We start from the raw sequence: 18,405 nt of genomic DNA on the forward strand, positions 1-18,405 counted from the left end.
CGCCCGAAAGGGCGGTTTTTTTTGGTTAAAGCAAAAGATCGCAGCCTGCGGCAGCTCCTACACGGGAATTCGCGTTTTCCTGTAGGTGCTGTCGCAGGCTGCGATCTTTTGATCTTTATTGTTGCGGATCGATATTGTCCAAGGCCCGGTTGACTGCAAGTTCACCGAGCATGACGATCTGGGCGATGCCCAGCACGGTGTTTCGATTGTGGCCGTTCAGCACGGCGGCAAATTCGGCCAGCATCACGTTGGCAGAGGCCAATGATTCGCAGGCGTTGGCGAGGAGAGATTCGGTGTCGATGTTGGGGGCGACCATGAACATGGTGCTGGGGGGATTTGGAGTAACTTTGACCATTGTGAAATCACCTTTCAAATCGATGGACTGACCCCATCTGCCGCCAAGCAGATTGGGTGGCAGGTTGCACAGGGTTGGCGGACCGAGAAAGGTGAATCGGCATCCCCGAAGGAATCCATGTGCAACCCGCCATAAAGTGAGTCCGGCACCCATAAGCGCCTGAAACTTTCATGACAGAACCTGCAACACCTTTCCGGGCCGCCAAGCCCGACCGCTGTATTTCAGCGACCGAGAAACAATAGGCACAGCCCGCAAGGCACACAAGCCGGGCGATTCTGGCGTTGTTGTAGGCAAAGACGCAACCCGCCGTAGCCCAAACATGTAACCAGTGAAATCGGTGTAGGAACCGTCTAACAGTGGCAGATGATTTTTCATCAGGGCCCTTTCTGCGCTTTTGCAGTGAAGTGTTCATTGACTGCTCGCGTAGGCGCCTTGACAGTCACCAGACAAATTGCAAGTTCCGCTCTCTGCTAGAATCCGCCCCATTCCCTGCCAGAGACCCTCCTGATGAGTGAGCCGATTCGTCTGACCCAATACAGCCACGGTGCCGGTTGTGGCTGCAAGATTTCTCCGCAGGTGCTGGAAGTGATTCTGGCCGGTAGCGGCGCGCAGAACCTTGATCCGAAGCTGTGGGTCGGCAATGCCTCGCGCGATGACGCGGCGGTGTATGAGATCGATGCCGAGCGCGGCGTTGTGTCGACCACTGATTTTTTCATGCCGATTGTCGATGACCCGTTCGACTTCGGCCGTATCGCCGCGACCAACGCGATCAGCGACATCTACGCCATGGGCGGCGATCCGTTGATGGCGATTGCGATCCTCGGCTGGCCGGTGAATGTACTGGCGCCGGAAGTGGCGCGGGAAGTGATTCGCGGCGGGCGTGCGGTGTGCGACGCCGCAGGTATTCCGCTGGCCGGCGGGCACTCGATCGATGCACCGGAGCCGATCTTCGGCCTGGCCGTGACCGGTCTCGTCGAAAAACGCCACATGAAGCGCAACGACACCGCCACCGCTGGTTGCTTGCTGTACCTGACCAAACCGCTGGGCATCGGCATCCTCACCACCGCCGAGAAGAAGGGCAAGTTGCGCCACAGCGACGTTGGCGTGGCTCGCGACTGGATGTGCACGTTGAACAAACCCGGCAGCCGCTTCGGCAAACTGGCCGGCGTCACCGCGATGACCGACGTCACCGGTTTCGGACTGCTCGGGCATCTGGTGGAAATGGCCGATGGCAGTCAACTGACCGCGCGCATCCGTTATGACCTCGTGCCGCGTCTGGACAGCGTCGAGTATTACCTCGATCAGGGCTGTGTGCCCGGCGGTACGTTGCGCAATTTCGACAGTTACGCAAGCAAGGTTGGGCGCGTGCAGGAGTTGCACAAGCGCGTGCTGTGCGACCCGCAAACCAGCGGCGGCCTGCTCATCGCAGTCACGCCTGAAGGCAATGACGAGTTCCTCGCCGTCGCCGCCGAACTGGGCCTGAACCTGGCGCCCATCGGCGAATTGGTTGAGCGACAGAGCAACGCAGTCGAGGTGATTTGATGCTCCGCGACTGTACCGATTACCGCGACATTTTCGTCAACGACCGGCCGATGATGGATGCCCGCGCGCCGATTGAATTTGCCCACGGCGCGTTTCCCGGCGTGGTCAATCTGCCGCTGATGAATGACGTCGAGCGCCAGAAGATCGGCACCTGTTACAAGCAGCACGGCCAACAAGCGGCCATCGAGTTGGGACATCAAATGGTGGCCGGGCCGGTGAAGGCCGAGCGCATTCAAGCCTGGGCCGATTTTGCCCGGGCCCATCCTGAGGGTTATCTCTATTGTTTTCGGGGTGGCTTGCGTTCGCAGATCACCCAGCAGTGGCTGCGTGACGAGGCCGGCATCGACTATCCGCGCGTCGGTGGCGGTTACAAGGCGATGCGCAGCTTTCTGATCGATACCGTTGAGCAAGCCATCGCGCAGTGTGATTTCGTCTTGCTCGGCGGTATGACCGGTACGGGCAAGACCGAAGTGCTGGTGCAGTTGCGCAATGGGCTGGACCTGGAAGGGCACGCCAATCATCGCGGCTCCAGTTTCGGCAAACGGGCCACGGGGCAGCCGTCGAATATCGATTTTGAGAACCGTCTGGCCATCGACATTCTCAAGAAGCGCGATGCCGGTATCGGGCAGTTTGTGCTGGAGGACGAGAGCCGGGTGGTCGGCAGTTGTGCATTGCCACTGCCGCTGTATCAAGGCATGCAGCAGTACCCGATGGTCTGGCTGGAGGACAGTTTTGCGGATCGTGTCGAGCGCATCCTGCGTGATTACGTGGTGGATTTGTCGGCGGAATTTTCGCAGGTGCATGGCGAGGAGGGTTTCGCGCTGTTCTCCGAACGCTTGCTGGAAAGCCTGAACAATGTACAGAAGCGCCTCGGTGGTGAGCGGCATCGGCGCATGTTTAGCTTGATGGAAGCGGCGTTGGCCGAGCAGGTGCGTAGTGGATCGGTGGATCTGCATCGCGGCTGGATCGAGGGGTTGCTGCGCGAGTATTACGACCCGATGTATGTGTTTCAGCGGGAGAAGAAGGGCGGGCGGATCGAGTTTGCGGGGGAGCGTGGGGCGGTTATTGAATATCTGCGTCAGCGCGTGAGTCAGAAAACTTGATGTGAAATCCAGCGGCCTCATCGCTGGCAAGCCAGCTCCCACAGTGATGTGTGTTACCCCCAAATAGCGGCGTCACTCAATATCTGTGGGAGCTGGCTTGCCAGCGATGAGGCCCGAACAGACACCCGATGACTCAAGTCGGGCAAGATTCCTTGCCATTATCCAACCCCTGCTTGTAGCTATGGCTCTGCAGACTGGCCTTGCCGTTGTGCCAGGTCAGGGTCAGCACATACAGCGAGTCAAAGTCGTTGCCCGCCCAGTCATCGGTGATGCTCTGCTTTTCGCCGACCGCGTTGCCCGCCACCTTGTTGATCAGCTCCGGCAGATAGCCGTGTGACCAGGCGGTGTAGATCGTCGAGTTGTGATACTTGTCATCAAGCAGCTCACGCGCCAGATCGCTGGTGTCGTTGGCCGAGAACTCGATGTTTACCGGCAGGCCGAGCTTGATCGCGGCCGGGCTGATGGTCATCAGCGGGCGAATGTAACTGTAGGAATTGTCCAGCTCGCCTTCCTCGACATTGCGCGTCGGATTGGCGGCGAACACGTAGTCAGCCTTGCCGAATTTCTCCGGTAGCAGTGTCGACAGGTCGATGGCACGGTTCAGGCCCTGGCAGTTGAGCTGGCCGAGACCGCCCTCGGGTTTTTCAGCGTGGCGCAGGAACACCAGAGTCTGCGTGCCGTCCACCGGCTGCGCACGGCTTTCGCTGGATTCCAGCGACAGAAACAGCGCGCTGACCGCCAACAGGGAGGGCAGGGCCACATAAGCGCGATGTTTGAAGCGTTTGGCGAAACTCATAAGGTTCGTCATGAAATTAAGAATTCTTCAGCGTGTTCGGTTAAGGCTGACAAACCTTTACACCGCGGGCTCCCAGCACCGGGTGTTTTCCATGTCGTTTGCGCTTCCCTTGCGAAAGGCATAACTCAGAGTCCTCTGAGGCCGTTTGGTTCGATCGGCAAAAGTGCGCAGCACTCTATCGGCAACCCTCAATGGCTTGTTCGCAGGTTAGCGACAGGATGTTGCGAAATTAAGTAAGCAGGTGGCCGTCCGGGAAAAGAACCCGAGCTAGAGCGGATGATCCTGGATTATGCTCAGGCCTTTCATTTGTGACTGGATGCTTCCCATGACCGATCTGTCCGCGTTCCCGATCACCCAAAAGTGGCCCGCGCAGTACCCAGACTGGATTCAGCTCTACTCTTTGCCGACCCCCAATGGCGTCAAAGTCTCGATCATGCTCGAAGAGATCGGCCTGCCGTACGAGCCGCACCGCGTCGGTTTCGACACTAATGACCAGTTGTCCCCGGCGTTCCTGTCGCTGAATCCGAACAACAAGATCCCGGCCATCCTCGACCCCCACGGCCCTGAAGACCAACCGTTGCCGCTGTTCGAATCCGGCGCGATTCTGATCTATCTGGCCGACAAGAGCGGGCAATTGCTCGCTCAGGAAGGCGCGCTGCGCTACGAAACCATTCAGTGGCTGATGTTCCAGATGGGCGGTATCGGCCCGATGTTTGGCCAACTCGGCTTCTTCAACAAATTTGCCGGCAAGGACTACGAAGACAAGCGTCCGCGTGATCGCTACGTCGACGAAAGCAAACGCCTGCTCAAGGTGCTCGACACCCGCCTCGAAGGGCGCGACTGGATCATGGGCGAGCGCTACACCATCGCCGACATCGCCACGTTTCCGTGGGTGCGCAATTTGATTGGCTTCTACGAGGCCGGTGACTTGGTCGGCATCAGCAATTTCCCGAATGTCACCCGCGTGCTGGAACGCTTCCTGGCGCGGCCGGCGGTGGTGCGTGGTTTGACTATTCCTCAATAAAGGTCTGTGTATGCGTTCATTCGATTTCAAGCAAGTCGACGTTTTCAGCCAGATAGCGCTCAAAGGCAATCCGCTGGCTGTGGTATTTGGCGCCGACTCCCTGAGCGATGAACGCATGGCTGCGTTTGCCGCATGGACCAATTTGAGCGAAACCACGTTCATTCTTGAACCGCGTGATCCTCGCGCCGATTATCGGGTGCGGATTTTCACCACGTTGAACGAATTGCCGTTTGCCGGTCATCCAACGCTCGGTAGCTGCCATGCCTGGCTCGAGGCGGGGGGCACGCCAATAGGCGACGAGATCATTCAGGAGTGCGGCGTCGGGTTGGTGCGGATTCGGCGCGAGGGCAAGGAACTCGCGTTTCTCGCACCGCCACTTATAAGGACGGGGCCGGTTGAGTCCGAGATTATGGCGCGAGTGCAGCGAGGTCTTGGCCTTGCCAGCGACGCCATTGTTCGTGCGCAATGGGTGGACAACGGCGCGGGATGGCTGGCCGTGATGCTCCGCGATCGGCAGCAGGTGCTGAACCTGCAACCGGATCATGCGCAAATGCTCGGTCTGGCGGTTGGCGTCATCGCTCCGTGGGATCCTGAGCGCGAGGGTGATGAGGCACAGTTTGAGGTGCGCGCGTTTATTTCCGGGGATGGTATGCCCGAGGATCCGGCCACCGGAAGTCTGAATGCCGGGATGGCTCAATGGTTACTCGGCGAAGGGCTGGCGCCAGATTCCTACACCGTCAGTCAGGGTTTGAGCATGGGCCGAGCGGGGCGGATTCGGGTTAATCGGCTTGGCGACGAAATCTGGGTTGGCGGTGCTGTGGTGACCTGCATTGACGGACAGTTGACTCTCTGAAGGCAAGACGCGCCAGCGTAACCCCGATGATTATTGCACCCCCGGTAATGCACTCTTGATTGATCCAGGTTTGTACCTCAACCCCCGCAAGGCATAAGCTTCGCCCCCTACGACTTTCGTCTCATCTGCAGGTTTCAGGAAGGCCCCATGTCCAGTCAGTTCCCCGAAGCACGTCCCCGCCGTCTGCGCCGCAATGCGAGCCTGCGCAGTCTGTTCCAGGAAACCGAGTTCAGCCTGAACGATCTGGTGCTGCCGATTTTCGTCGAGGAAGAAATCGATGACTTCGTGCCGATCAAGAGCATGCCCGGTGTGATGCGCATTCCCGAGCGCAAACTGGCCAGCGAGATCGAGCGCTACGCCCGCGCCGGCGTCAAGTCGGTGATGACCTTCGGCGTGTCCCACCATCTGGACAGCAACGGCAGCGATACCTGGCGCGAAAACGGTCTGGTCTCGCGCATGTCGCGCATCGCCAAGGATGCCGTGCCGGAAATGATCGTGATGTCCGACACCTGCTTCTGCGAATACACCGATCACGGCCACTGCGGCGTGATGCACAACCATGAAGTCGACAACGATCAGACCTTGGTCAACCTTGGCAAACAAGCCGTGGCAGCGGCGCGGGCGGGCGCAGATGTGATTGCACCGTCGGCGGCGATGGACGGTCAGGTGCGAGCGATTCGCCAGGCACTCGATGCCGCCGGTTTCACCCAGATTCCGATCATGGCCTACTCGACCAAATTCGCCTCCGCACTTTACGGCCCGTTCCGCGAGGCCGGTGGCAGCGCGCTCAAGGGCGACCGCAAAAGCTACCAGATGAACCCGATGAACCGCCGCGAAGCCCTGCGCGAATCGCTGCTGGACGAACAGGAAGGCGCCGATGCGCTGATGGTCAAACCGGCCGGCGCGTATCTGGACATCATCCGCGACATCCGCGAAGCCTCGAACCTGCCGCTGGCGGCGTATCAGGTCAGCGGCGAGTACGCGATGATCAAGTTCGGCGCACAAGCCGGGGCGATTGATGAAGATCGTGTGGTGCGTGAAAGCCTTGGGGCGATCAAGCGCGCGGGTGCGGATCTGATCTTCACTTACTTTGCGATGGACCTGGCGCTGGCCGGGATCTAAACAGCACTGCACTCCTACAGGGTTTTGTGGTGTGTCAGGGGCAGGGGAGGAATGGCCTGATCCCGTGATCGCGAAAATAGCGCTCGATCACCTTCGGATCGGCGCTGTTATCGGCAATCGCCACATAGGTATCCGGGCGCAACAGATAAAAGCCGTTGCGCCCCAACCCCGCCGTTTCAAACGCCGGGCGCCAGTCGAACACATGCAGCGGCAAATGATGCTCAACGCACCAAGCGATCATCTCGTCGCTGGTGTCGCCGTACACATGCACCTGCCAGCACGGTTGGCGTAGCGGCTCATAATTATCCCCTTCACCGTCATGCGCCCACGGCAAGCGATCACCGCCGTGGACTTGGCCGGCCGTGCCTTGGCTGAGCGGCATGCCGCGATAGTTGAGGGTGACCTGCGATACGGTGCGAAAGAGAAATTCGCGACTCGTCTCGAACGCGGCCATTTTCGGGATCAGAAACGGTGCAAGCCGCATGCGCAGCAGATCGGCCATGCGCCCCTCAGCGGTGACAAAACTGAAGACTTTGTCGGTGGTCGAGACCAGTCGCCGGGCAAACGCGATGCGCTCGGTTTCGTAAGTGTCGAGCAGTCTGGCCTCGGCAGCGCCGCTGAGCACGGCGGCGAGTTTCCACGCCAGATTGATCGCGTCACCGATACCGGTGTTCATGCCCTGGCCGCCCGCCGGGCTGTGCACGTGCGCCGCGTCGCCGAGCAAAAAAGCGCGGCCACTGCGAAAATGCTCAGCCACGCGGTGATGCACGCGGTAGGTGGAAAACCAATGCACGTCTTCGATATGGACTTTCAGGTGCTCGATGGCGCGGCTGCTGACGTCAGAGAATTCCAGGGTTTCGACGCGATCCGTGCGTTCGTCGCGCACGGTGCCGATCAGTCGTGCACGGCCTTCGCCCGCCAGTGGGAACACCGCGAGAAAGTCCGCTTCGTCCAGATCCAGATGCAACTCGCCATTGAGCGCCGGGCCGCTGGCCTGCACATCTGCCACGTAGAAAATCTGCTGATAGGTCCCGCCGGGGAATTCGGTGTCGAGGTTTTTACGCACCACCGATCGCGCGCCATCGCAACCAGCCAGGTAACAGGCCTGGCAGATTTCCTGCTCGCCATCGGGCAGACGCAAATGCGCGGTGAGGCCGTCGCCGGTTTCCGCGAAACTCTCCAGCGTGGTGTTGCGTTCGACGCTGACGCCATAGTCTTCGAGGCGTTCGATCAATAGCCGTTCATGCTCATCCTGCGGGAAGATTTCGACGAAAGAGTAAGGCGTCAGGCCTTCGCCGATGCGGTTGAGCGGCAATTGCGCGACGGGTTTGCCGTTGACCCAGAAGTTTGCTGCCGCCACGCGATGGCCGTTGCGCACAATGGTGTCGGCCAGATCCAGTTGCCGATACAGCTCCAGGGTTCGCGCCTGCACCGCCAATGCCCGGGAGGTGGTGCCGGGGGCAGAAGTCTTGTCGATGATGCGCACCTGAACGCCCAGTTTGCTCAGCCACAAGGCCAGAACGAGTCCGGTGGGGCCGGCGCCGATGATCAGGACGTCGCTGCGGTTCATGGGCCTGTCCTCCGTTTGCTGTGGAGCAAGTATGGATCAGAAGGAGAGGGTGGCCAGGCCCGGCCGTCTTCGCGAGCAGGCTCGCTCCCACTTTGGAATACAGTCCCCTGTGGGAGCGAGCCTGCTCGCGAAGTGGCCTTATCAAGCGCCACAAAACCCAAAAAGGCCCCGCAACCGTGAAGCTGCGAGGCCTTTTTCATGCTGCGGCGTTGTTTAGAAGTCGATGGTGCCCGACAACTTCGCCACCCGCGGCTCACCTTGCGTCAGATAACCGCCCTGAGCCGATTCCCAGTACTTCTTGTTCGCCAGGTTCTCCACGCCCAGACGCAAGGTCACGTCTTTTTCCGAGACCTTGAAGGCATAACGCGCACCCGCGTCGAAGCGGTTCCAGGTCGGCAGGCTGAGGTTGTTCGCCGCGTCGGCGTATTGGCCGCCGGTGAGCAGCATCCGCGCATTCAGCGCGACGCCTTGCAGGCCGGGTACATCCCAATCCACGCCGGCGTTGAACTGGAAGGTCGGCACGCCGATGGCACGGTTGCCGTCGTTGGCGCCGTTCAGGGTGTTCTTCAGTTCGGTGTCCATGAGGGTCAGGCCGCTGATCAGGCGCAGACCATTGATTGGCTCGCCGAACACGTTCATTTCCACGCCTTTGTTGATCTGCTCGCCTTCACGCACGTAGGTGCACGTGGTGGCGCTGTCGATTTCACAGTAGCCGTCGCTCGGCTGCTCGATGCGGTACACACCCAGGCTCGCGCCGTAAGTGCCCATGTCGACTTTCACCCCGGCCTCGGTCTGCTTGGAACGGGCCGGTGCGTAGACTTCGTTGCCATTGGTCACGCGAAAGCCACCGGAGCTGGTCGGCGAAGTCGGGCCCTGGGCCAGGCCTTCGATGTGGTTGGCGTAGAACGAAACGTGCTCCCACGGCTTGAATACGATGCCGTACACCGGCGTGGTGATCGACTCATCGTAGCTCGAAAAGCGCGGGCCGCTGCCATAGCTGGCGTAACCGTAACCTTGCACGACCAATTGCTGACGACGCAGGCCGGCGGTGATCAGCAGGCGATCATCGAAGAAACCGAGAGTGTCGGAGATCGCGAGGCTGCGGTTGAAGGTCTTGCCGACGATGCCCGGGTCATTCAGGTCGCCACCGGAAAAGTTGCCGACCGGCGACGGGGTCTGTACCGGGTGATAGATGTTGTTGGCGTATTTGGTCAAGTCAAAATCATAGGCGCTGCGCTGTTCGGCCCAGATGCCGGTCAGGCCGAAATTGAGCTTGTGGCTGACCGGGCCGGTGTTGAATTTACCGTTAAGGCCGGCCATCACACTGGTGTTGTCTTCATCGTGGGGAATGAACGAGCCGGTGGTGAACGATGCACCGTTATTGCCGACCAGCGTGGTCGAGTTATAGCGCCCGACTTCACGAGTGTGCTTGGCGCCGCCAGCGGCGTATGCGGTCCAGTTGTCGTTCAGGTCGTACTCGGCGCGGAGCATGCCGAAGGTGTCTTCGATGTCGGTGTAGCCCCATTTCGGCGCGTAGTTGGTGTCGGCTGATGGCGCATCCGGAATGTGCGTGGCGGTGCCGAGGTTGACCGAGTTGCGGCCACCGTTGACGCGCTCTTTCTGATAGGCGAAGTCGCCGGAAATTCGTAGCGCATCGCCGCGATAGTCGAGGCCGATGGCAAACAGTTTCGAACGCTGGTTCTCGTGATCAATGCCGGTATCGCCTTCGCGCTGGGACAGGTTGATCCGTGCGCCGAAGCGGTTGTCTTCACCGAAACGCTGGCCGATGTCGAAGTGATGACCGATGCGGCCTTCGCTGTTGATGTCGGTGGTGTAGCGGCGCAGCGGCACGTCGCCGGCGCGCTTTGGCTGCAGGTTGACGCCGCCACCGATGCCGGAGCCGGTCGGGGTCACGCCGTTGATGAAGGCGTTGGGGCCTTTGAACACTTCCACGCGCTCCAGGGCGTCAGTGGAAATGATCTGCCGTGGCAGTACGCCGTACAGGCCGTTATAGGAAATGTCGTCGCCGTTCAGCGGCAGGCCACGGATCATGAAGACTTGCGACTGGTTGGAAAAGCCGGACGCCTGGCGCACCGACGAATCATTGAGCAGCACGTCAGCGACGTTTTCGGCTTGCTGGTCCTGAATCAGTTGCTCGGTGTAGGACGCGGCACTGAAGGGTACGTCCATCATGTCCTGATTACCCAACACGCCCAATTGGCCGCCACGAGCGACCTGACCACCGGAATAAACCGGTGGCAAGGCGTTTGGCGCTGGGGCCTGGGCGTTGATGTTGACGTTGTCCAGCAGCAGTTCTTTGCCGTCTTCTTCAGCGGCATGGGCAGTGACAGTCAGGGAGCACAGCAGGGCGAGAAGCGTCGGGCGGAACGGGACGGCAAGTCGGGCTGAAGCGGGCATGTTTCGTACCTGGAGGCGCACGGCCGGTGAGAAAAGGTTAAGACGGCGCGGAACTCCTTGCGCAAATGCGACTCCAGGTGCAAATGATAGGTTTTCTCAGTAACGTTTTGCAATCAGTTTGTCATCACGATTAAAAAGCAGGGGAACAGCTCTGGAGCGGCGCAGTCCTAGCCTGCGCTACACCATTGGTCGTATGGTGAACCCGGCTCAACGGACTGGATGGAGCAACATGCACACCCCTCGATTACTGATCACCCTCGCCGCAATGCTCGTACTGGCCGGTTGCGCCAGCCAGCGCAGCGGCGAACCCGCCCCACGCCCACCGGCTGAAGTGAAGGCCGAGATCGTGCGCCTGATGCCCGCCAAAACCGCCGATCGCCAAGGCTGGGCCACCGATATCTACGCCGCGTTCGCTGCACAAGGCATCAGCCCGACCACACAAAACCTGTGCTCGGTATTGGCCGTTGCCGAACAGGAATCCACCTTTCAGGCCGACCCCACCGTGCCCGGTCTGGGCAAAATCGCTCGCGATGAAATCGACCGCCGCGCCGCCAAAGTCCATATCCCCAGCCTGTTGGTCAGCGGCGCCCTGCAAGTGCGTTCGACCAACGGCAAGAGCTACAGCGAACGCCTGAGCAGCGCGCGCAGCGAAAAGGAGTTGAGTGCGATTTTTGATGACTTCATCGGCAGGGTGCCGATGGGTCGCACACTGTTCGGCGGCTTCAATCCGGTGCATACCGGCGGACCGATGCAGGTCAGCATCGAGTTTGCCGAACAGCACGCCAAGGATTATCCGTACCCGGTCGACGGCACCATCCGCCGCGAGGTGTTCAGCCGTCGTGGTGGGATGTATTTCGGCATCGCGCATCTGCTCGGTTACCCGGTGAGTTACCGCGAGCCGCTCTATCGTTTCGCCGACTTCAACGCCGGTTGGTACGCCAGCCGCAACGCGGCGTTCCAGAACGCGGTCAGTCGCGCGTCGGGTATCCCGTTGGCGCTGGACGGCGACTTGATCCGCTACGACTCGATCATGCCCGGCGGCACGGAACTGGCGGTACGCACCCTCGGCAAGTCGTTGGGCATGCGCAATCCGACCATTCGCGATCAACTGGAGAAGGGCAAAACCCTGGAATTCGAAGAGACCAAACTCTATCAACGGGTATTCGAGTTGGCGGAGAAGGCCGAAGGCAAGTCATTGCCGCGTGCGGTGCTGCCAGGGATCGTGCTGCAGAGTCCGAAAATCACCCGAAAACTGACCACCGCGTGGTTCGCCAAACGCGTGGATGAGCGTTACAAACGCTGCATGGCCAAGGGTGGCTGATTGTTGCAGGCATAAAAAACCCGGCTGAGGGGAGCCGGGTTTTTCTGGGTTGTTGCGATGACGCCATTCATTCAAGCGTTGCGCAGTTCGTTCAGACGATCCGCACCACCTTCAGCAACACGGCGTTCGATCAGACGATCTGCACCACCTTCAGCAACGCGGCGTTCGATCAGACGATCTGCACCACCTTCAGCAACGCGGCGTTCGATCAGACGATCCGCACCACCTTCAGCCAGACGGCTTTCGATCAATTTGTCGGAGCCACCTTCAGCGATCATCGTGTGTGCTGGAGTAGCGGCAAAAGCGTTAACTGCGAAAACCGAGAATGCGATGCTGAGAAGAGTTTGGCGTTTCATGATGGTGTGCTCCGGGGTGTTATTGGTTGGTATGGAGCAGATGTTACGCCGGAGATTTTTTATGAGAACTTCATTGCTGTGATTGTGAACATCGACGCCGCTGATGATTGACAGAGCCCGCAGCTTAGAGCCTCACAGCACCTTCACCGCGCGCCCGATGGCCTGAATCGGCCCGGTCGGTTTGCCGATCGGCGAGCCGTTGGCGCCTTCCAGCGTCAGCTCGAACAGCTGATTGGGTTGCAGTGGCGGCAACTTATCCAATTCAACCTTCAGCGCCTGCCCGGGCTTGACCAGCCCCAGCGACACAGGCCCTTGCCAGCCATCGGCCTTAGTCCAGAATTCCAGCGCCTTGTCCGCCGGCACCTCGACTACGCCCAGCGGTATCAATTGAATCTCATGTGAGTTGCTGGCCTGAATCACCCAGCCCGGGGCCTTGTCCTGCGGCGCGACCAGCACCACCAGATAACTCGGCTTCGGCGTGGTCTGGGTCAGCAGGATTGAACCCAATATCAACGTTGCGGCTAACCCGGCAGCACTCAAACCGCGCCACAGCGGCAGCAGATTCCACCAGGAGGTTTGCGCCGGGCTGGATACTTTTTGCGTAAGTCGTTCGACACTGCGCTCAATTCGCGGCCACAACAGGGGGGATGGCTGTTGCGGCTCGGCGAGGTCGGTGAGGTCCAGCAGGCGTCGTTCCCAGACATCCACTGCAGCACGCAGTTCAGGATCAGTCGGCAGGCGCCGTTGAACGTCGGCGCGATCTTCAGCCGAGAGCGTGCCGAGTACATATTCGCTGGCCAGCTCATCGCGTTCCGATTCAGTGGTCATCCCATGCACTCCCGCAAGGCGTTGAGGCTGCGTTTGATCCACGCTTTGACGGTGCCCAGCGGCGTGTCGAGGCGCGCGGAAATCTGCGCATGGCTGTAGCCGTCGACATACGCATGAATGATGCAGCTTCGGCGTTGAGGATCGAGTTGTTCCAGGCAGCGGTGAATGCGCGCCGAATGCGCCTGGACATCGAAGCCGTCATCGTCGTGCGTGGGCATTTCATGATCTTCGCTGAACGGTGTTTCCCGAGCCTGATTACGCAGCAGGTTCAACGCCAGGTGCCGGGTCACGGTGAACATCCAGCCACGCGCCGAACCTCGCGTCGGATCAAACCCTGCCGCGCCGTTCCAGATCTTGATGAAGGCCTCATGGACGATGTCCTCCGCCAGTGCCGTGTCGCGTACCAGCCGTTTGGCCACGCCGAGCAGGCGCGGGCCTTCCTGCACATACAAATCGCGCAGGGCCGACCGCTCGCCGCGGGCACAGGCAGCGAGACGGGCTTCGTAATCGAATTCAGTTTCGGGTAAGGACATGCAGTGCAATCTAGCTCACATTCCCCAAACATCCAGGCCACACGATTCCCTTGTAGGAGTGAGCCTGCTCGCGATGGCGGTGTGTCAATGGAGCAGATATTGGCTGACACACCGCCATCGCGAGCAGGCTCACTCCTACAGGGAATTTGTGTGGGCGCTGAAAGTCAGTTCGCCGCCCAGAAAATGTAATCCGCCTGGTACTTCACCACTTCCTGCTTACCCTTGTTCGCCGCCGTGCATTCACTGCTCGGCGCCACGCCGCCCTTGAGCGCGACACGCTGGATGTAGCTCACGCCGGTCATCGCGCCTTTGCCTTCTGCAGGGTTGGCCTTGACCAGTTGATAGGGCAGGTTGCCCGGGCTCGACGGCGCTACCGCCAGTTGCGTGCCGGTGACTTTCGAACCGTCCTTGGCCTGCCAGGTGGCCGGTGGGCCGAAGTAAGTGCCGACCTGCTTGCCACTGCGATCATTGAGCACCGCTTTGGGGCCGACGAAGGTCCACTCGGTCTGCCCGGCCATATTGGGCTTGTCGCGGCATTCGTAGGTGATCTCGCCGACCCCGGTGGTTTCCAGCGCGATCTTGTGGCCGTCCGGGACTTTGATGGTGTCGGGGTAGCTGCTTTGGGCGAACGTTGCCGAGGAGGCTGCAAGCAAACCGGTGAAGCAAATCAGCTGTGTGGCGTTCATCAGTGTTTTCTCCGAAAAGGGTAGATCGCTGGCAGCCAAGGAGGGCTGTTACAGGGACTACCCATGGCGGAGCCGATTGGATGCAGTGCCCGAAAAATAAATGTCAAACCCCGCAAATCCCCTGTAGGAGCTGCCGCAGGCTGCGATCTTTTGACTTTGATCCTTTAAAAAGCAAGATCAAAAGATCGCAGCCTGCGGCAGCTCCTACACGAGTTCGGCGATTGGGCGGGAAACCACCAATCCCGATGCTTTCAGGAGTTCTTGCGTGTACGGATGCTGCGGCGCCGCAAAGATCGCCCGCGACGAGCCCTGTTCCACGACTTTGCCATCCTTGATCACCATCAAGTCGTGGGCCAGGGCATGCACCACCGCCAGATCATGGCTGATGAACAAATACGTCAGCCCATGCTTGATCTGCAATTGCCGCAACAACTCCACCACTTGCTTTTGCACCGTGCGATCCAGTGCCGAGGTCGGTTCATCGAGCAGAATCAGCGCCGGTTCCAGCACCAATGCGCGGGCGATGGAAATGCGCTGACGCTGGCCGCCGGAGAACTCATGGGGATATCGATGACGACTTTGCGGATCCAGCCCGACTTCTTCGAGCACCCGAATCACCGCTGCCTCGCGCTCGGTCTCGGTGCCGATGCCGTGGGTCAGCAAACCCTCGGCGATGATCTGCTGCACCGACATCCGTGGGCTGAGGCTGCCGAACGGGTCCTGAAACACCACTTGAATCTGCCGCCGCAACGGCCGCATCAAACGCTGATTAAGCAGACTCAGTTGCTTGTTGCCGAAACGGATATTGCCCTCCGATTCCACCAGCCGCAGGATTGCCTGACCCAGTGTCGACTTGCCCGAACCCGACTCCCCGACAATGCCCAATGTCTTGCCCCGTTGCAGGCTGAAGCTCACGCCATCCACCGCTTTGATGTACTCCTGCTGCCGACTGAACAAAGCCTTGGGCAACGGGAACCACACCTTCAGGTCATCGACTTCCAGCAAGTTGTGCTCGTACAAGCTCGGCACCGGCGCGCCGCTGGGCTCTGCCTCGATCAGCAAGCGGCTGTAAGGGTGCTGCGGCGCGCGAAACAATGCTTCGCAATCGGCCTGCTCGACGATCTCGCCGTGGCGCATCACGCACACCCGCTGGGCGATGCGTCTTACCAGGTTGAGGTCATGGCTGATCAGCAGCAACGACATGCCCAGCCGCTGCTGCAATTCGATCAACAGCTCAAGAATCTTCTGCTGCACGGTCACGTCCAGCGCCGTGGTCGGCTCGTCGGCGATCAACAGTTCCGGCTCGTTGGCCAGCGCCATGGCGATCATCACCCGTTGCCGCTGGCCGCCGGAGAGTTGATGTGGATAGGCTTTCAAGCGCTGTAAGGGTTGGCGAATGCCGACCAGTTCCAGCAGCTCCAAGGTACGCGCACGGGCGGCGCGGCCCTTCAAGCCCTTGTGAATTTCCAGCACTTCGCTGACCTGTCTTTCGACGGTGTGCAGCGGGTTCAGCGAGGTCATCGGCTCCTGGAAAATCATCGCAATCCGGTTGCCGCGCAAACCACGCATTTGCTGTTCACTGGCGTGCAGCAAGTCGACCCCGTTGTAGCGAATCGAGCCACTGCTGCTGACGGTTTTGCCGGGCAACAAACGCAAGATCGAATGCGCCGTCACCGACTTGCCCGAACCGGATTCACCCACCAGCGCCAGGCACTCGCCGCGGCGGATATCGAGGTTCAAACCGTGCACCACTTCCTGCCCGGCGAAAGCGACACGCAGGTCGCGGATCTCGATCAAATGGTCTTTCATGTCAGCTCCTCGGATCAAAGGCATCACGGCAGGCTTCACCGATGAAAACCAACAACGACAGAATCAGCGCCAAGGCAAAAAACGCCGTTAGCCCCAGCCACGGCGCTTGCAGATTGCGCTTGGCCTGGCCGATCAACTCGCCCAGCGACGCGGTGCCGGCCGGCATGCCGAAACCGAGAAAGTCCAGCGCGGTGAGGGTGGCGATGGCGCCGGTCAGAATGAACGGCAGGTAGGTGAGGGTGGAGGTCATTGCGTTGGGCAGGATGTGCCGGCGCATCAGCTCGCTGTCGGTCAGGCCCAAGGCCCGCGCGGCTTTGACGTATTCCAGATTGCGCCCACGCAAGAACTCGGCACGCACCACGTCGACCAGCGCCAGCCACGAAAACAACGCCATGATCCCCAGCAACCACCAGAAACTCGGCGAGACGAAACCGGACAAAATGATCAGCAGATACAGCACCGGCAACCCCGACCAGATCTCCAGCACCCGTTGCCCGAGCAGATCAACCCAACCGCCGTAATAGCCCTGCAACGCCCCGGCAACGATGCCGATTAGCGCACTGATGCCGGTGAGGATCAGCGCAAACAGAATCGAAATCCGCGTGCCGAATATCACTCGCGCCAAGACGTCCCGCGCCTGATCGTCGGTGCCCAGCCAATTGCTGGAGGAGGGTGGACTCGGCGCCGGTTCGGCGAGGTCGTAATTGACCGTGTCGTAACTGAACGGGATCGGCGGGAACAGCATCCAGCCGCCCTGATCCTCGATCAGCTTGTGCACATAGTTGCTGGCGTAATCCGGTTGGAACGGCAGTTCACCGCCGAAATCGGTTTCCAGGTAATCGCTGAGGATCGGGAAATACAAGGCGTTGTGGTAGCGGATCACCAGCGGCTTGTCATTGGCGATCAACTCACCGCCGAGGCAAATCAGGCACAGGCCGATAAACAGCCACAGCGACCAGCGCCCGCGCCGGTTGGCTTTGAACTGAGCGACACGGCGCTGACCCAGAGGAGAAAGTGTGAACATCAGGCAGTCCTCGCCGAGAAGTCGATGCGCGGGTCGAGCAGGGTGTAGCAGAGGTCGCCGATCAGCTTGATCAGCAGGCCGAACAGGGTGAACAGAAACAGCGCGCCGAACACCACCGGGTAGTCGCGCGACACTGCCGCTTCGTAGCTCATGCGGCCGAGGCCGTCGAGGTTGAAGATGGTTTCGATCAACAGGGAACCGGCGAAAAACACCTCGATCAGCGCCGACGGCACACCGGCTACCACCAGCAGCATGGCGTTGCGAAACACATGGCCGTAGAGCACGCGGCGCTCAGTCAACCCTTTGGCCCGCGCGGTGATCACGTACTGACGGCTGATCTCGTTGAGGAAGCTGTTTTTGGTCAGGATGGTCAGCGTGGCAAAGCCGCCGATCACCAGCGCTGTCACCGGCAGCACCAAATGCCAGAGGTAGTCGCCGACCTTGCCCAAGGTGCTGAGGCTGTCGAAGTTGTCCGAGACCAGGCCCTGCACCGGAAACCAGTTGACGTAACTGCCGCCGGCGAACACCACGATCAGCAGGATTGCAAAGAGAAACGCCGGCATCGCATAACCAACGATGATCGCCGTGCTGCTCCAGACGTCGAAGGCGCTGCCGTTCTTGATGGCCTTGCGAATGCCCAGCGGAATGGAAATCAGGTAAGTGATCAGCGTCGCCCACAGCCCCAGCGACAACGACACCGGCAACTTCTGCGCGATCAAGTCAGTGACCTTGGCGCCGCGAAAGAAACTGCTGCCCAGATCCAGCTGCGCGTAGTTTTTCAGCATCAGCCACAGGCGTTCATGCAGGGGTTTGTCGAAACCGTAGTGGTGTTTGATTTCCTCGATCAGCGCTGGGTCGAGGCCACGGCTGCTGCGCCCGGCGCCACCAATCGCGGCGACCTCGCCACCGCCGCCCATGCTGTGCCCGCCGAAGCCCTGCAGGCGGGCGATGGCTTGTTCCACCGGGCCACCCGGCGCGGCCTGCACGATAAGGAAATTGACCACCAGAATGCACAGCAGCGTGGGGATGATCAGCAGCAAGCGTCGACTCAGATAACGCAGCATG

General features: G+C 60.2%; 16 protein-coding genes and 1 pseudogene. 6 read left to right on the top strand and 11 right to left on the bottom strand.

Annotated features, from left to right (window positions below):
• Window positions 1–115: 115 nt before the first annotated feature.
• The gene (locus tag IAI51_RS05820; protein WP_187677611.1) at window positions 116–355 is read right to left on the bottom strand and encodes a DUF6124 family protein; all 240 of its coding nucleotides are present in this window, start codon (window positions 353–355) and stop codon (window positions 116–118) included.
• A gap of 507 nt (window positions 356–862) precedes the next feature.
• On the opposite strand from IAI51_RS05820, the gene selD reads away from it, so the two are divergent.
• Window positions 863–1,897: a selenide, water dikinase SelD gene (gene selD / locus IAI51_RS05825; RefSeq protein ID WP_187677612.1), complete on the top strand. Its 1,035-nt coding sequence runs from the start codon at window positions 863–865 to the stop codon at window positions 1,895–1,897.
• Window positions 1,897–3,000 carry a tRNA 2-selenouridine(34) synthase MnmH gene (gene mnmH / locus IAI51_RS05830; RefSeq protein ID WP_187677613.1) on the top strand — a complete coding sequence of 368 codons (1,104 nt, stop codon included), beginning with the start codon at window positions 1,897–1,899 and terminating at the stop codon, window positions 2,998–3,000. Before selD ends, mnmH begins: the two co-directional genes overlap by 1 nt.
• A 133-nt stretch (window positions 3,001–3,133) precedes the next feature.
• On the opposite strand, the gene IAI51_RS05835 is transcribed toward mnmH, so the two are convergent.
• Window positions 3,134–3,808 (bottom strand): histidine phosphatase family protein, encoded by a 675-nt coding sequence (locus IAI51_RS05835; RefSeq protein ID WP_187677614.1) that lies wholly within the window; start codon window positions 3,806–3,808, stop codon window positions 3,134–3,136.
• A gap of 313 nt (window positions 3,809–4,121) precedes the next feature.
• Here IAI51_RS05835 and IAI51_RS05840 point away from each other — a divergent pair, with 313 nt between their 5' ends.
• From IAI51_RS05840 to hemB, 3 genes are all read left to right on the top strand, one after another.
• Window positions 4,122–4,820: a glutathione binding-like protein gene (locus IAI51_RS05840; RefSeq protein WP_187677615.1), complete on the top strand. Its 699-nt coding sequence runs from the start codon at window positions 4,122–4,124 to the stop codon at window positions 4,818–4,820.
• Window positions 4,821–4,830: 10 nt separating this feature from the next.
• The gene (locus IAI51_RS05845) at window positions 4,831–5,673 is read left to right on the top strand and encodes a PhzF family phenazine biosynthesis protein (protein WP_187677616.1); all 843 of its coding nucleotides are present in this window, start codon (window positions 4,831–4,833) and stop codon (window positions 5,671–5,673) included.
• Window positions 5,674–5,820: 147 nt separating this feature from the next.
• Window positions 5,821–6,795 carry a porphobilinogen synthase gene (gene hemB, locus IAI51_RS05850; RefSeq protein ID WP_187677617.1) on the top strand — a complete coding sequence of 325 codons (975 nt, stop codon included), beginning with the start codon at window positions 5,821–5,823 and terminating at the stop codon, window positions 6,793–6,795.
• A gap of 34 nt (window positions 6,796–6,829) precedes the next feature.
• Here the strand turns inward: hemB and IAI51_RS05855 are convergent, their stop codons facing one another.
• Both IAI51_RS05855 and IAI51_RS05860 read right to left on the bottom strand, forming a co-directional pair.
• Complete coding sequence (locus IAI51_RS05855) at window positions 6,830–8,365, bottom strand: FAD-dependent oxidoreductase (RefSeq protein WP_187677618.1); 1,536 nt, start codon at window positions 8,363–8,365, stop codon at window positions 6,830–6,832.
• Between the two features lie 213 nt (window positions 8,366–8,578).
• On the bottom strand, window positions 8,579–10,783 hold the full coding sequence (locus IAI51_RS05860; protein WP_187677619.1) for a TonB-dependent receptor: 2,205 nt from the start codon (window positions 10,781–10,783) through the stop codon (window positions 8,579–8,581).
• A 229-nt stretch (window positions 10,784–11,012) separates the two neighbouring features.
• On the opposite strand from IAI51_RS05860, the gene IAI51_RS05865 reads away from it, so the two are divergent.
• On the top strand, window positions 11,013–12,104 hold the full coding sequence (locus IAI51_RS05865) for a DUF1615 domain-containing protein (RefSeq protein ID WP_187677620.1): 1,092 nt from the start codon (window positions 11,013–11,015) through the stop codon (window positions 12,102–12,104).
• A 74-nt stretch (window positions 12,105–12,178) separates the two neighbouring features.
• Here the strand turns inward: IAI51_RS05865 and IAI51_RS05870 are convergent.
• The 7 genes and pseudogenes from IAI51_RS05870 to IAI51_RS05900 form a co-directional block, all read right to left on the bottom strand.
• Window positions 12,179–12,460: pseudogene (locus IAI51_RS05870) on the bottom strand (hypothetical protein); the annotation flags it as partial.
• A 132-nt stretch (window positions 12,461–12,592) separates the two neighbouring features.
• A complete protein-coding gene (locus IAI51_RS05875; protein WP_187677622.1) occupies window positions 12,593–13,288 on the bottom strand; it encodes an anti-sigma factor domain-containing protein in 696 nt (231 codons plus the stop codon).
• A complete protein-coding gene (locus IAI51_RS05880; protein WP_187677623.1) occupies window positions 13,285–13,821 on the bottom strand; it encodes a sigma-70 family RNA polymerase sigma factor in 537 nt (178 codons plus the stop codon). Before IAI51_RS05880 ends, IAI51_RS05875 begins: the two co-directional genes overlap by 4 nt.
• A gap of 164 nt (window positions 13,822–13,985) precedes the next feature.
• Complete coding sequence (locus IAI51_RS05885) at window positions 13,986–14,507, bottom strand: DUF3455 domain-containing protein (protein ID WP_187677624.1); 522 nt, start codon at window positions 14,505–14,507, stop codon at window positions 13,986–13,988.
• Between the two features lie 204 nt (window positions 14,508–14,711).
• Window positions 14,712–16,316 carry an ABC transporter ATP-binding protein gene (locus tag IAI51_RS05890; protein WP_187677625.1) on the bottom strand — a complete coding sequence of 535 codons (1,605 nt, stop codon included), beginning with the start codon at window positions 16,314–16,316 and terminating at the stop codon, window positions 14,712–14,714.
• A 1-nt stretch (window position 16,317) separates the two neighbouring features.
• Window positions 16,318–17,340, bottom strand: coding sequence for an ABC transporter permease (locus IAI51_RS05895; RefSeq protein ID WP_187677626.1), 1,023 nt, complete (start codon window positions 17,338–17,340; stop codon window positions 16,318–16,320).
• Entirely contained in the window at window positions 17,340–18,404 is a 1,065-nt protein-coding gene (locus IAI51_RS05900; RefSeq protein WP_187677627.1) for a microcin C ABC transporter permease YejB, read from the bottom strand. Before IAI51_RS05900 ends, IAI51_RS05895 begins: the two co-directional genes overlap by 1 nt.
• Between the last annotated feature and the right edge of the window lies 1 nt (window position 18,405).

This window comes from Pseudomonas sp. N40(2020) (genome assembly GCF_014472415.1).
Classification (GTDB): Bacteria; Pseudomonadota; Gammaproteobacteria; order Pseudomonadales; family Pseudomonadaceae; genus Aquipseudomonas.